This is a genomic window from Massilia sp. NBRC 108631, assembly GCF_059704565.1.
This window is the reverse complement of record NZ_BAAKJE010000102.1, coordinates 170,237-183,472: the sequence shown is the minus strand read 5'-3', so window position 1 is coordinate 183,472 and position 13,236 is coordinate 170,237. Positions and strand designations below refer to the sequence as shown.

Annotated in this window: 11 protein-coding genes; 8 read left to right on the top strand and 3 right to left on the bottom strand. The window is 64.3% G+C overall.

Annotated elements, in window-relative coordinates:
• Positions 1 to 136 precede the first annotated feature (136 nt).
• The 4 genes from AC6H42_RS11815 to AC6H42_RS11800 all read left to right on the top strand — a co-directional run bounded on the left by AC6H42_RS11815 (position 137) and on the right by AC6H42_RS11800 (position 5,516).
• Positions 137 to 691: a thymidine kinase gene (locus tag AC6H42_RS11815; RefSeq protein WP_057154710.1), complete on the top strand. Its 555-nt coding sequence runs from the start codon at positions 137 to 139 to the stop codon at positions 689 to 691.
• A 114-nt stretch (positions 692 to 805) separates the two neighbouring features.
• Positions 806 to 2,506: a phospholipase D-like domain-containing protein gene (locus AC6H42_RS11810; protein WP_497548114.1), complete on the top strand. Its 1,701-nt coding sequence runs from the start codon at positions 806 to 808 to the stop codon at positions 2,504 to 2,506.
• A gap of 76 nt (positions 2,507 to 2,582) precedes the next feature.
• Positions 2,583 to 3,119, top strand: coding sequence for a hypothetical protein (locus tag AC6H42_RS11805; protein ID WP_497548113.1), 537 nt, complete (start codon positions 2,583 to 2,585; stop codon positions 3,117 to 3,119).
• 144 nt (positions 3,120 to 3,263) lie between these two features.
• Entirely contained in the window at positions 3,264 to 5,516 is a 2,253-nt protein-coding gene (locus AC6H42_RS11800; RefSeq protein ID WP_497548112.1) for a carboxy terminal-processing peptidase, read from the top strand.
• A gap of 156 nt (positions 5,517 to 5,672) precedes the next feature.
• On the opposite strand, the gene AC6H42_RS11795 is transcribed toward AC6H42_RS11800, so the two are convergent.
• On the bottom strand, positions 5,673 to 6,467 hold the full coding sequence (locus AC6H42_RS11795; RefSeq protein ID WP_057154706.1) for an AraC family transcriptional regulator: 795 nt from the start codon (positions 6,465 to 6,467) through the stop codon (positions 5,673 to 5,675).
• Between the two features lie 92 nt (positions 6,468 to 6,559).
• Between AC6H42_RS11795 and AC6H42_RS11790 the strand changes: the two genes are divergently transcribed.
• From AC6H42_RS11790 to AC6H42_RS11775, 4 genes are all read left to right on the top strand, one after another.
• On the top strand, positions 6,560 to 7,783 hold the full coding sequence (locus AC6H42_RS11790; protein ID WP_497548111.1) for an MFS transporter: 1,224 nt from the start codon (positions 6,560 to 6,562) through the stop codon (positions 7,781 to 7,783).
• A gap of 704 nt (positions 7,784 to 8,487) precedes the next feature.
• Positions 8,488 to 9,558 (top strand): rhodanese-like domain-containing protein, encoded by a 1,071-nt coding sequence (locus tag AC6H42_RS11785; protein ID WP_497548153.1) that lies wholly within the window; start codon positions 8,488 to 8,490, stop codon positions 9,556 to 9,558.
• A gap of 45 nt (positions 9,559 to 9,603) precedes the next feature.
• The gene (locus AC6H42_RS11780) at positions 9,604 to 10,521 is read left to right on the top strand and encodes a phosphatidate cytidylyltransferase (protein ID WP_497548110.1); all 918 of its coding nucleotides are present in this window, start codon (positions 9,604 to 9,606) and stop codon (positions 10,519 to 10,521) included.
• The gene (locus tag AC6H42_RS11775) at positions 10,518 to 12,311 is read left to right on the top strand and encodes a bifunctional alpha/beta hydrolase/class I SAM-dependent methyltransferase (RefSeq protein WP_497548109.1); all 1,794 of its coding nucleotides are present in this window, start codon (positions 10,518 to 10,520) and stop codon (positions 12,309 to 12,311) included. The genes AC6H42_RS11780 and AC6H42_RS11775 overlap by 4 nt, the downstream gene beginning before the upstream one ends.
• On the opposite strand, the gene AC6H42_RS11770 is transcribed toward AC6H42_RS11775, so the two are convergent.
• The gene (locus AC6H42_RS11770; RefSeq protein ID WP_497548108.1) at positions 12,262 to 12,879 is read right to left on the bottom strand and encodes a CDP-alcohol phosphatidyltransferase family protein; all 618 of its coding nucleotides are present in this window, start codon (positions 12,877 to 12,879) and stop codon (positions 12,262 to 12,264) included. The genes AC6H42_RS11775 and AC6H42_RS11770 overlap by 50 nt on opposite strands.
• On the bottom strand, positions 12,876 to 13,163 hold the full coding sequence (locus AC6H42_RS11765) for a hypothetical protein (protein WP_497548107.1): 288 nt from the start codon (positions 13,161 to 13,163) through the stop codon (positions 12,876 to 12,878). The genes AC6H42_RS11770 and AC6H42_RS11765 overlap by 4 nt, the downstream gene beginning before the upstream one ends.
• Between the last annotated feature and the right edge of the window lie 73 nt (positions 13,164 to 13,236).

The window sequence follows — 13,236 nt, the reverse complement described above, 5'->3', positions numbered from 1 at the left end:
GGAATCATTCTGTGCTTGTATATGCAATTTTTGCATCTTTACAGTATGCGCCAATTTCGCGGGCGCGGCAAAGACCTGCCCATGGCCGTGGCGACGCCTTATAATCCGGCTTTGATTACTCTCTCAAGCAACAACTGTGGCGAAACTCTATTTCCGATACTCGGCCATGAACGCCGGCAAATCGACGGCGATGCTTCAGGTCGCCCATAACTACGAAGAGCAGGGCCAGACCGTGCGCCTGTTCACCGCCGCCATCGACAACCGCTACGGCGTCGGCAAAGTCACCTCCCGCCTGGGCCCGCAGCGCGAGACTGAAGTATTCGACGCCGAGACCGATTTCCTCAAGGAGATTGACCAACGGATCGCGTGTTTGCTGATAGACGAGGCGCAATTTCTCACCACCGTCCAGGTGCAGCAGCTGCACAAGCTGGCCCAGGTGCGCGGCATCCCGGTGATCACCTACGGCCTGCGCAGCGACTTCCGGGGCGAGCCTTTCCCCGGCTCGGCCTACCTGCTGGCGCTGGCCGACGACATCGAGGAACTCAAGAACATCTGCACTTGCGGCAAGAAAGCCACGATGAATATCCGCGTGGACCAGGATGGCAAGCGCATGAAGGAAGGCGAGCAAATCAGCATCGGCGGCAACGAGAGCTACCGCCAGGCCTGCGGGCGCTGCTTCTACTCGGAGTAGGGCTGCACCGTCCTGATGCAGCGCAACAATGCGTGAGATTGTCGGGCCGTTTACCTGCTAAGCTTCCTTGGCTGGAATTGTCAATTTGATATTTTCACTCAAGGGAGAGCGGATATGAGCCGGATTCAGCTGGGCGCTTACTGTAATACCGACGACACTTTTCTGGTCTGGAAAGCCGATGTGCTGGCAGGGTGCATCGGCTTCGCCATCGAACGCGTCTGGCTGCACAGCGACGAGCCCGGCCGCGTGCTGAACCAGGCGGAATACCTGGTCAACCGGGTGGGATTTGCCGGTGACGCGGGGGCCGGGCCGAACCAGCGCCAGCCCTCCAGCGTATGGCCGTTCCAGCGCTATAACTGGACCGACCACGAGCTCGGTTTCAAGGACCGCGCCAAATACCGCGTGGTGCCCATGGTGGGCGTACCCGGCGCACTCAGCGCCAAGGAAGAATGGGCCAGCGACTGGGTACAGGTCGATGCGGTACAGCCCGGCAAGGGCCGCCTCAGCTGCTTTTTCAACCGTCCGATGGCGGCCTCGCCGTGGATGGCGCGCATCGTGGCCGAGCAGGGCATCCGCAGTTCCACCGAGCTGGTGGAAACCATTTCCGACGTGTCGAGCCGTTCGCTGCGCAGTTTTTGCGGCGGCACCCTGATCGTGGGCTTGCGCCAGCTGTTCGACCATGCCGATCGCCATCCCGGCGTGCATCTGTACGCGGCGCTGTTCGAGCTGGAGGACGAAGAGGTGGTGCGGCGCTTTTGCAAGCTGGGCGCGCGCGCCCATATTGTGCTGGCCAACGGCAGCGCCAAGGAGTCCGAGCCGGACGCCAACGCGGTGGGGCGCGAACTGGTGCGCGAAGCGGGCTGCGACGTGACAGACCGCATGACGTCGCTGCCCGGCCAGGTGGGCGACCTGGGCCACAACAAGTTCATCGTGGTGGTCGATGGCAACGAGCCGGTACGGGTCTGGACCGGGTCCACCAATCTGACGCCGACCGGCTTGTTCACGCAGGTCAACAACGCGGTGCTGGTCGAGAGCGGCGAACTGGCGGCGCAGTATCTTGCGCAATGGCAGCGCCTGGCAGAGGCGCAGAGCGCCGTGCCGTCCTCGCTGAAGAAGACCAACGCGGCGCCGGCCGCCGGCACCGATAGCCCGGCCCGTATCGAACCCTGGTTTACGCCCACCGTGAAGCAGGGCGACCTGAAGCGGCTCCAGCAATTGGTGGAAGGGGCGCAGGAGGGCATTCTGTTCCTGTCCTTCATGCCGGGTCCGAACGGGCCCGTGCTCGACGTGCTGGAAGAGCGCGCCGAAGGTAGCTTCGTGCGGGGCGTGCTGAACCAGTTCGTCGGCGGCGCCAAGGGCAAGCTGGTGGCCGCGCTGGTGGGCGGCAGCCAGGCCGACCCGATGGACCTGGACGTGTTCAAGCCTTCCGGCATCCAGCAGCAGTTCGCCTTCTGGGCGGCGGAATTCATGCGCGGCGGTAAGATCTCGGTGCTGGTGCACAGCAAGGTGCTGTGCATCGACCCCTTCGGCGCCAAGCCGGTGGTGGTGACCGGCTCGCACAATTTCTCGTCGATGGCCTCGGAAAGCAACGACGAGAACTTCCTCGTCATCGAGGGCGACGCCGCGCTGGCGCAGGCCTACGCCACCCATATCATGTCGGTCTACAACCATTACCGCTGGCGGCAGTACGTGGCGTCCACCCTGGCGGCCGACGGCGAACCATGGCAGAAGCTGGACAGCAAGCCAAGCTGGCAGGAATCGCGCGTGCGGTCGGCCAGGCAGCAGGCCGAGTGGCGGTTCTGGCTGAACGATTGAGACAATTCGGGGCGGGTTAAGGGCGGGGGGGCGATTAGTTGTGCCCTGCGGGACGGAAACTCGGTATTATTCGACCATGTTCGATTGTGCCGCCATCGCCCCCGCCTGGTTCTGCCAGCATCGCGATGTGCTGCTGGACGTCTCGCTCTACCTGCTGCCCTCGCTGGCGCTGGCGCTGGTGATCCGGCGCTTGTCCTCGGTCCATCCGGTCTTCTTCCTGTTCACCCTGGCGGGCACCATTTGCCACGAGCTGGCGCATTTCTGTATCGGCTTGCTTACTTGGGCGCGGCCGGCGGGCTTTTCCGTGGTGCCGCGCAGGGTGGGGCGCAACTGGCAGCTCGGCTCGGTAAGCCTGACCCGGGTGCGCTGGTACAACGCGGCGCCGGTGGCGCTGGCGCCGTTCCTGGTGCTGGCCGTGCCGGTGGCGGTGGCGCTGTGGCGCACCCATCCCGGCTGGCAGTTCCAGCCGCTCGACTTGCTGCTGGCGTTTGCCGTGGCGCCCCAGTTCCTGGCCTGCTGGCCGTCCTCGGTGGACTGGAAGATTTCGCTGCGCTCGTGGCCCTATGTTGTCATAGGCGCAGTGGCCTGGTCGGGGTCACGATTTGTTACATGAATAAAGTCCCCTTTCCTTTAATCATGCCTTAAGCTTCCTCACTGAAACTGTGTTCTCCAGCGGGCCGCCGGTTGCCTGCTATCCTGTAGAATAAAGCGCAGCTGGACCCAGTTTTCCATGAAATCAAGTTTTCGGAGTAAGCCGATGAAGAAGCAGATGCTGTTGAGCGCGATTGCGCTGGCCGTTTCGGTACAGGTGGGCGCGGCAGCGCCCGAAAAAGCAGCGGACGTTGTCAAGCCACAGGCTGTGCAGTCCCAGGCCGCGTTGTGGGCCTCGCACGTCATGTCGCGCTATCACTACAAGGCTACCCCACTGGACGATGCGATGTCGGAGAAGATCTTCGACCGCTACTTCAAGTCCCTGGACGGCGAGAAGCTGTTTTTCGTGCAAGCGGACGTGGACCAGTTCGCGTCCATGCGCAGCAAGATGGACGACGCCATCATGTCGGAAAACCTGACAGTGCCGTTTGCCATCTACAACCTGTACCAGCAGCGCTTCAACGAGCGCATCGGCTATGCGCGCGAGCTGCTGAAGACCAAATTTGATTTCTCGCAGGACGAGAGCTACCAGATCGACCGCGAAAAGGCCGAGTGGCCGAAGACCGAGGCCGAAGTCAAAGACCTGTGGCGCAAGCGCGTCAAGAACGACTGGCTGCGCCTGAAACTGGCCGGCAAGGACGACAAGGCCATCCGCGAGACGCTGGACAAGCGCTACGAGAACTACCTGAGCCGTTCGCGCAAGCTGAACAATGAAGACGTGTTCCAGATCTTCATGAACGCGTACGCCATGTCGATCGAGCCGCACACCAATTACCTGGGGCCGCGCGCCGCCGAGAATTTCGACATCGCCATGCGTTTGTCGCTGGAAGGCATCGGTGCCCAGCTGCAGCAGCGCGACGACTACACCGTGGTGCGCGAAGTGGTGCCGGGCAGCCCGGCCGCCTTGTCGGGCAAGCTGAAAGTGGGCGACCGCATCGTCGGCGTGGCCCAGGGCGAGAGCGGCAGCTTCACCGACGTGGTGGGCTGGCGCATCGACGACGTGGTGCAGCAGATCCGTGGCGCCAAGGATTCCGTGGTGCGCCTGCAGATCCTGCCGGCCGATGCCGGCCCGGACGGCAAGCTGGCGCAGCTGTCGCTGGTGCGCAAGAAAATCAGCATGGAAGAACAATCGGCCAAGAAATCCATTCTGGAAGTGCGTGACGGCAATGCCAAGCGCCGCGTGGGCGTAATTTCCCTGCCGACCTTCTACCTGGACTTCGAGGCGCGCCGCCGTGGCGACAAGGATTACAAGAGCGCTACCCGCGACGTGGCGCGCCTGCTGGCCGAACTGAAGAAAGAAAAAGTCGACAACGTGCTGATCGACCTGCGCAACAATGGCGGCGGCTCGCTGACCGAGGCGGTGGAACTGACCGGCTTGTTCATCGACAAGGGCCCGGTGGTGCAGCAGCGCAACGCGCAGGGCAAAGTGGAAGTGGAAAGCGACACCAACGCCGGCCTGGCCTGGGATGGCCCGGTAGGCGTGCTGATCAACCGCAGTTCGGCCTCGGCGTCGGAGATCTTCGCCGCCGCGCTGCAGGATTACGGCCGTGGCCTGGTCATCGGCGAGCCCTCGTTCGGCAAGGGCACCGTGCAGACCCTGGTCAACCTGGACCGCTATTCGCAGGGCGACAAGCCGCGTTACGGCGAGCTGAAGATGACGGTGGCGCAGTTCTTCCGCATCAATGGCGGCACCACGCAGCTGCGCGGCGTGACGCCGGACATCAGCCTGCCGTCCATGTCGGACCCGGAAAGCTTCGGCGAGTCGAGCTACGACAATGCGCTGCCGTGGGTGGCCATCAAGCCTGCCGTCTATATCCCGGCAGGCGAGCTGAAGGACATCGTGCCGATGCTGGACAAAAAGCACGAGGCGCGCGTGGCCAAGGACAAGGACTTCCAGTACCTGGCCGAAGACATCGCCCTGGTGAAGAAGCAACGCAAGGACAACACCATTTCGCTGAACGAGACCGTGCGCCGCAAGGAGCGCGACCAGCAGGAAGCGCGCGCCAAGCTGCGCGAAGCCCGCTTGCTCAGCCTGGTGGCCTCGCCGGATGACCCGGTGCTGATCCCGGACGCCAAGGAAGCGCTGAACAAGGCCATCTCAGCCAAGCCGGCCAATGCCAACGCCAAGGCTGCGCGCCAGGTGGCGGCAGTGAAGGGCGCGTTGCGCACCGACGACGGCCTGCAGGCGGACGAGCGCGGCTTGAGCGCCGAGCTGGACGCAGAGAAGGCCGCCAAGGCTGCCAAGGACGTGCTGCTGAATGAGGCGGTGCATATCCTGGCGGACGAAGTGGGCCTGCTGAAGACCGATACCCGACTGGCCTCCCGCGTGCTCCCATACGCAGCCGATGTGGGAAAGTAAGTATTTTTGCCAAGTTATACGCATCGTTTATTTCTATCATCACTAATATAAAGTAGAAATATACGATGCTCTACGGCATCATAGCTCCTGTCTCCTCTATTCTCCTCAAAGAGATTAGATTTAGCCCGCTCCCGTAGCGGGCTTTTTTTTGCCTGCCTAGCCCGGGACGCGCCATTCGGTCAGATAGTCTTGCGGAGTCTTGCCCAGCACACGGCGGAACATGGCGGTGAAGGCGCTGGGGCTGGCGTAGCCGAGGGCGCTGGCGATGCTGGCCACGCTGTCGCCGCGCGCCAGGCGGATAAAGGCGTCGGCCAGGTGCACTTGCTGCACCCATTGCCGGAACGGCAAGCTGGTCTCCTTGGGAAACAGCCGCATCAGCGTGCGGCCGCTGGCGCCGGCATGGCAAGCCCACTCATCGATCGAACGCGCATTGCCGGGGTTGGCCATGATGGCTTCGCACACGCTGACCAGGCGCCGGTCGCGCGGCCAGGGGATGGCGATCGGCACCGTGGCGGCGGCGCCCAGTTCCGACAGGATCAGGGCGGCAAGGTGCTCGCCCCGGCCGGGAATAGGGTATTCGGCCGGCTCGGCGGCGAGCGCCAGCACCAGTTCCCGCAGCAGATTGCTCACCTCGATCAAGCGGCAGCCGGTCTGCAGGCTGGGCAGCGCGTCGGGCGCAACGTACAGCGAACGCATGCTGACCTTGGTAAGCATGGTCAGCTCGTGGGCCACGCCTGGCGCAATCAGCAGGGCGCGGCGGGGCGGGATCAGCCACACGCCGACATCGGTGGTGACGCGCATGATGCCTTCGATGGCGTACAGGAATTGCGCCCGCTGGTGACAGTGGCGCGGGATCAGTTGCCTGAACGCCTGCTCCTTCGGCAAGGCGACAATGGCGCGCGGCACGGCCTGCAAGGCGTCTGCGGTGAGAATGTCCGGGGTAGTCTGCATGGCGGAATGTGGCAGTTGGGCGACGATTTATGGCAGATGCTTGCCAAACCACCATATTACACTGCAACTCCGCCAACCGAGCCAGTCTTATCATGAACACCGTCTTACCGCGTACCGTCAACGCAGCCGTCCATACCGCCCCCACGCAGGCGCAGGGCACCGTGATGCGCATCCTGGGCGCAGTCGCTTTCGTGCACCTGCTGAACGACCTGATCCAGGCACTGCTGCCATCCATCTACCCCATGCTGAAAGAGCAGTTCAGCTTGAGTTTCACCGAAGTGGGCCTGATCACGCTGACCTTCCAGTGCACCGCTTCCATGTTGCAGCCGTGGATCGGCCTCTATACCGACCGCCGTCCGATTCCCTTCCTGCTGCCGGCGGCCATGTGCTTTACCCTGGCGGGCATATTGATGCTGTCCGTGGTCAGCACCTTTCCGGCCTTGCTGGCGGCGTCCGCCCTGATCGGCATAGGTTCGTCGGCCTTCCACCCGGAAGCCTCGCGCGTGGCGCGCATGGCCTCGGGCGGGCGCTTCGGCTTCGCCCAGTCGCTGTTCCAGGTCGGCGGCAATACCGGCAGCGCGCTGGGTCCGCTGCTGGCGGCCGGCATCGTGGTGGGCCGCGCGCAGGGCAATATCGCCTGGTTCTCTCTGTTTGCGCTGGTGGCGATCGCCGTGCTGTACCGCGTTTCGCATTGGTACAAGGAACATCTGCGCACTGTCACGCGCAAGGCGGGTACGGCAAGCGGTCCCAAGTTGTCGCGCAAGCAAGTGCTGGGTGCGCTCGGCGTGCTGGCGCTGCTGGTATTTTCCAAGTACATCTACATGTCCAGCCTGACCAGCTACTACACCTTCTACCTGATCGAGAAGTTCGCGTTGCCGGTGGCGAGCACGCAGCTCTATCTGTTCCTGTTCCTGGCCGCGGTGGCCGCCGGCACCTTCCTGGGCGGGCCGATCGGCGACCGCATCGGCCGCAAACGCGTGATCTGGATCTCCATCCTGGGCGCCGCGCCATTCACGCTGGCGCTGCCGTACGCCAACCTGTTCTGGTGCGCGGTGCTGACGGTGATTATCGGCTTCGTGATTTCCTCTGCGTTCTCGGCCATCGTGGTGTTCGCCCAGGAACTCGTGCCGGGCAACGTGGGCATGATATCGGGGATCTTCTTCGGGCTGATGTTCGGCATCAGCGGCATCAGCGCCGCAGCCATGGGAAAAGTGGCGGACGCGGCCGGCATCGGCTATGTATTCCAGATCTGCTCCTTCCTGCCGCTGCTGGGTATCCTCACCATTTTGCTGCCGGACGTGGGAGCGGAAGCGTGATATGCGCTTTGATGATTTCCCTCATCATGAAGATAAAGTAGCAATGTATGCTGCTTTGCGGCATCATAGTTCCTGTCTCCTCTATTCTCCTCCAAGAGATTAGATTTAGCCCGCTCCCGTAGCGGGCTTTTTTTTTCTGGGTTGCAGGGACTGCAGCGGAGCGCCCGGCGTGCAGTTTTCCTTATATTCGACTTAATTATCTCGCTCATCATCAATATAAAGTAGACGTATTTGCTGCGACGCGGCATCATAGCTCCTGTCTCCTCTATCCTCCTCCAAGAGATAGAATTAGCCCGCTCCCGTAGCGGGCATTTTTTTGCGCGCAGGGAATCCAACGGCCCTGGCTCACGCAGGCAGCCTATCGGCGCAGCGATGGAGGCTGGAGCGACCACCTCCAGCGTTCTGAGTTGCCGCGCGACGCAGTACGCGGTGCGACGCGGCAGCTGAAGGTGAATGTCATATACGATCTGATTATTTCTGTCATCAGAAAGATAAAGTGGATTTATATGATGCGATGCCGCATCATGATTCCCGTCTCCTCTATTCTCCTCCAAGAGATTAGATTTAGCCCGCTCCCGCAGCGGGCTTTTTTTTGGTGCATCGCGGCCCCGGCCTGGCGGGTGTTGCGCCCCCCGCTCCGGAATTTCATCGTATTGCCATGCCGCTTTGCTATCATTGAAAGATCGACTCTTTCTTTCATGATTATGATCTTCCGCCAGCTTTTCGATCCGACTTCCTCCACTTACACCTATTTGCTGGGTGACAGCGGCGAAGCCGTGCTGATCGACCCCGTCTACGAGCAGGTGCCGCGCGACCTGGCCCTGTTAGGCGAACTGAACCTGCGCCTGCTGGCCTCGCTGGATACGCATGTGCACGCGGACCATGTCACCGGCGCGTGGCGCCTGCACCAGCGCTGCGGCAGCAGCATGGCGGTGGCCGAAGCGGCCGGCGCGGCCTTGGCGGACCGTCCGCTGCGCCACGGCGACCGGATCCAGTTCGGCAGCCGCCACCTGACCGTGCGCGCCACGCCCGGCCACACCAATGGCTGCCTGACCTATGTGCTGGACGACGAAAGCATGGCTTTCACAGGCGACAGCCTGCTGATACGCGGCTGTGGCCGCACCGACTTCCAGGGCGGCAGTCCGCAGCAACTGTTCGCTTCGGTGCGCGAGCAGATACTCACGCTGCCGGACGCCTGTCTGCTGTACCCGGCGCACGACTACCGCGGCATCACCGTCACCAGCGTGGCAGAGGAGCGGCGCTTCAACCCGCGCCTGGGCGGCGACGTCGACGAGGGGGACTTCGCCGGCCACATGAACAACCTGAACCTGCCCCATCCCAAGCTGATGGCGGTGGCCGTGCCCGCCAATCTGCGTTGCGGCCAGCCGGAAGGCGGCGAGGGCGAAGTCCCGCCCGACGCGCAAGCCTGGGCGCCGCTCACGCTGCGTTTCAGCGGCGTGTGGGAAATCGAACCGATGACGCTGCTGGAGCACGCGGACCAGGTGCAGATCGTGGACGTGCGCGAAGCTCCCGAGTTCATCGACCGCCTCGGCCATTTGCCGGGCGCGCGGCTGGTGCCCTTGTCGCAGCTGAAAGACCGGCTGGACGACTTCGACCGCGACCGTCCCGTGGTGGCCGTGTGCCGCTCGGGCGTGCGTTCGGCCCAGGCCAGCGTGCTGCTGGCCAAGGCCGGCTTCACGCAGGTGGCCAACCTGGCTGGCGGCATGCTGCGCTGGAAGGCCGAAGCGCTGCCGGTTGCACAGGACGTTGCCTAATAGGAAATTCGTCGTATAATTGCAATTCAAGCAATTGAGGCGATTATGCAATTAGCCCTATCCCTGCTGGGCACGGAAATCCTGACCGCGCTCGGCATGCTGTACCTGATGCTGGGCATGGCCTCGCTGGGCGTCGGCCTGAGCTTGCGCGCGCGGCCGCAAAGCCAGCTCAGGCTGCAAGTCAACGCCTGGTGGTGGATCTTCCCGGTGGTCACCATCAGCCTGTTGCTCCATCCGGCTGGCGCGCCCATGCTGGCACTGTTGATCGGCGCGCTGGCATTGCGCGAACTGGCGCCGTTCGCCGTTCCTGGCAACGCCGTCAAGGCGGTCTTCGCTTGGTCCGCCGCCATCATCCTGGCGGCCACGCTGGCATTGACATTCGTCAAGCCGCCGGCAATTACCACGCTGCTCGCGCTTGCCATCCTCGTAACACTGATATATTTCCTCCGGTCACGTAGCAATTCCGCGCTGGTGTGGCTCTTGTGGTTGGGACTGTGCTTCAGCGTCAGTTTTCTGCCGCGCTACGAGGCGCTGCCGCTGGCGCCGCACCAGCGCCTGGGCTGGTTGTTCTACCTGTACGTGCTGACCTCGCTGAACGACGTGGCGCAGTTCATCAGCGGCACGCTGTTCGGCCGCCACCGCATCGCCCCCGGCATCAGCCCGAACAAGACCTGGCAGGGACTGCTGGGCGGGGTGGCGGCGACCCTGCTGCTGTCGCTGGCGCTGGGCAGCTATCTGCATCTGGCGGATGCGGCCCGTCTGGCGGCGTACGCCGTGCTGCTGTCGCTGGGCGGCTTCTGCGGCGACCTGATGTTCTCGGCGGCCAAGCGGGTGCTGGGCGTAAAAGATTTCTCGCAACTGATACCCGGCCACGGCGGCATCCTGGACCGGGTGGACAGCCTGGTGGTCACCGCGCCGCTGCTGTACTTTCTCATTATCACCACTCAAGGGAAGCTCGCATGAAAGCTGAACGCTCACTGGCCTGGCGCACCACCGAATCCGGCTTCGACTGCAAGGACGGCACGCGCCTGTTCTACCGCGCCTGGGAGCCGCTGGCGCCGCGCCAGGACGGGCCGCGGCGCGCGCTGGTGTTTCTGCACCGGGGGCACGAGCATTCCGGCCGCATCCAGCCGCTGGTGGAGCAGTTCGGCTTCGCGCAGGACCACGCTTTCGCCTGGGACGCGCGCGGCCACGGCTACTCGCCCGGCGAGCGCGGCGACGCGCCCAGCTTCGAGGCCCTGGTGGAAGACTTCGACACCTTCATCCGCCACATCCGCGGCGCGCACGGCTTCGCCGAGGAAAATATCCTGGTGGTGGCCAACAGCGTGGGCGCCGTCATCGCCGCCACCTGGCTGCACGACTACGCGCCGCGCGTGCGCGGCGTCATCATGGCCGCCGCCGCTTTCGAGATCAAGCTGTACGTGCCGCTGGCCAAGCCCGCGCTGCGCTTTGCGCGCCGCTTCAAGCCGGAGCTGTTCGTCACCAGCTACATCCGCCCCGGCATGCTGACCCATTCGGCGCAGGAGGCTGCCGCTTATGGCGCGGATCCCCTGATCGCCAAGGCCATCTCTGCCTGCGTGCTGCTGGGCCTGGCAGACACCGCCAGGCGCATCGTGCACGACGCCGCCGCCATCGACACGCCGGTGCTGATGCTGGCCGCCGGCAAGGATTTCGTGGTGAAGGAGGGGCCGCAGCAGACCTTCTTCGAGCGCCTGTCCTCGCCGCTGAAGCGTTATGTGCGCCTGCCGGATGCATTCCACGCGCTGTTCTACGAGCAGGACACCAGCGTGGCGTTGCATGAAAGCCGCCAGTTCGTGGAGCACTGCTTCGAGCGCGCGCCGCTGGCGCCGTCGCACTACCTGAACGCGGACCGCGACAGCCACAGCGCGCGCCGCTACGCCGCCATGCAGGCCGGGGAGAGCTGCGGCGCGCTGGCCAAGGGCTGGTTCGGCCTGCAGCGCGTGATGCTGGGCGCGATGGGCGGCGTGAGCGACGGCATGAAAATCGGCCTGCAGCACGGCTTCGATTCCGGCGCCTCGCTGGACTATGTGTACCGCAACCAGGCCGGCGGCCGCTTCATCATGGGCAAGACCATGGACCGGGGCTATCTGGACGCGGTGGGATGGCGCGGCATCCGCCTGCGCAAGCGCCAGCTGCAGCAGATGCTGGGCGAGCGCATCGCGGCCCACACGGGCGCCGCGCCGCTGCGCATCCTGGACATTGCAGCAGGCTCGGGCCGCTACGTGCTGGAGACAGTGAAGCGCTTCCAGGACAAGGACATCCAGGTCACCCTGCGCGACTACACGCAGCACAACCTGGACCAGGCGCGCATGCTGGCGGGACAGTTGCAGTTGCGCGCCAGCGTGGACTGCCAGCTGCGCGACGCTTTCAATCCCGGCAGCTACCAGGCGGCCGAAGGCGGATATGACATCGTCATCGTGTCCGGCCTGTACGAGCTGTTCAGCGACAACGAGCCGGTGGCTGCGTCGCTGACGGGCATCTTCAGCGTGTTGCGGCCGGGGGGCTACCTGATTTATACCGGCCAGCCCTGGCACCCGCAGCTGGACATGATCGCGCTGACCTTGACCAGCCATCGCGGCACGCCGTGGCAGATGCGTCCGCGTCCGCAGGCGGAAATGGACGGGCTGGTGGCCTATGCCGGCGGGCGCAAGCTCGCCACCAGCATTGGCCTGGAAGGGATCTTCACGGTGTCGCTGGCGCAGAAGCCCGCAGCGCCTGGCGCAGGCGGTTGATCACGGTCCAGACCGACAGCGCAAGCACCAGCATCAGCATGCCGTTCAGCACCAGCGGCGCGGCCTGGTAACCGATCAGCAGGGCGAGCAGCCCGAACCAGAAGGCGCGGTCGCTCTTGCCCATGGGGCCGTCGAAGCGGCGCGCGCCGCCCACGCTGAGCGCGAGCACACCGGCGAACTCGGCCAGCAGCGCGCCTACCACGCACAGCACCACCAGCGGCGCGTGCAACGCGGCGGCCAGCGTGAAAGGCAGGTACAGCGCGGCGTCCGATACCTGGTCGCAGAGCTCGTTGAGCAGCGTGCCCAGGCGGGTCTTTTGCCCGGTGGCGTTGGCCAGCATGCCGTCGATGGCGTTCAAGGCCATGCGCAACAGCAGGAAGGCGGGCAGGCCCAGCCACAAGCCGGTCCAGCCGGGCTGCCAGGCCAGTACAGCGCCATAGGCCACGGATAAGAGCATGGTGGCCAGCGTGATCTGGTTGGGCGTCACGCGGCAGCGCAGCAGTGCGCGCATCAGCGGCTGCAGCAGTTGCTGGAATTTCGGTTTCAACTGGTAGATCGAGAAGCTCATTGCTTGGCGTACTCCGTGTAAAGTTGGGCGATAAGGCGGCTGCGCTGGTAGCCCATGGCGCAGTGCAGGTAAATGTCGCGGCCCTGGCTGGCGTGGGTGGCAATGGCGGCCAGGATGGGCTGGGCCGAGCGCGCATCCAGCGTGTGCAGGTCCAGCAGCGGAAAGTGCTGGTAGGGGGGCGGCGCAGCGCGGGCGTTTCGCTCAGTTCGTTGGACAGGTCGATCACGGCGCAGCCGGCGGGCAGGCGCGCCGCCTCGGCGTTGCTCAGGCGCCTGCCCACCCACAGGCGCTCGCTGTGCCGGTCGAAGGGCGGCTTGTGCCGTTCGCGCCAGCGCACCAGCTGCCAGGTCAGCAGGT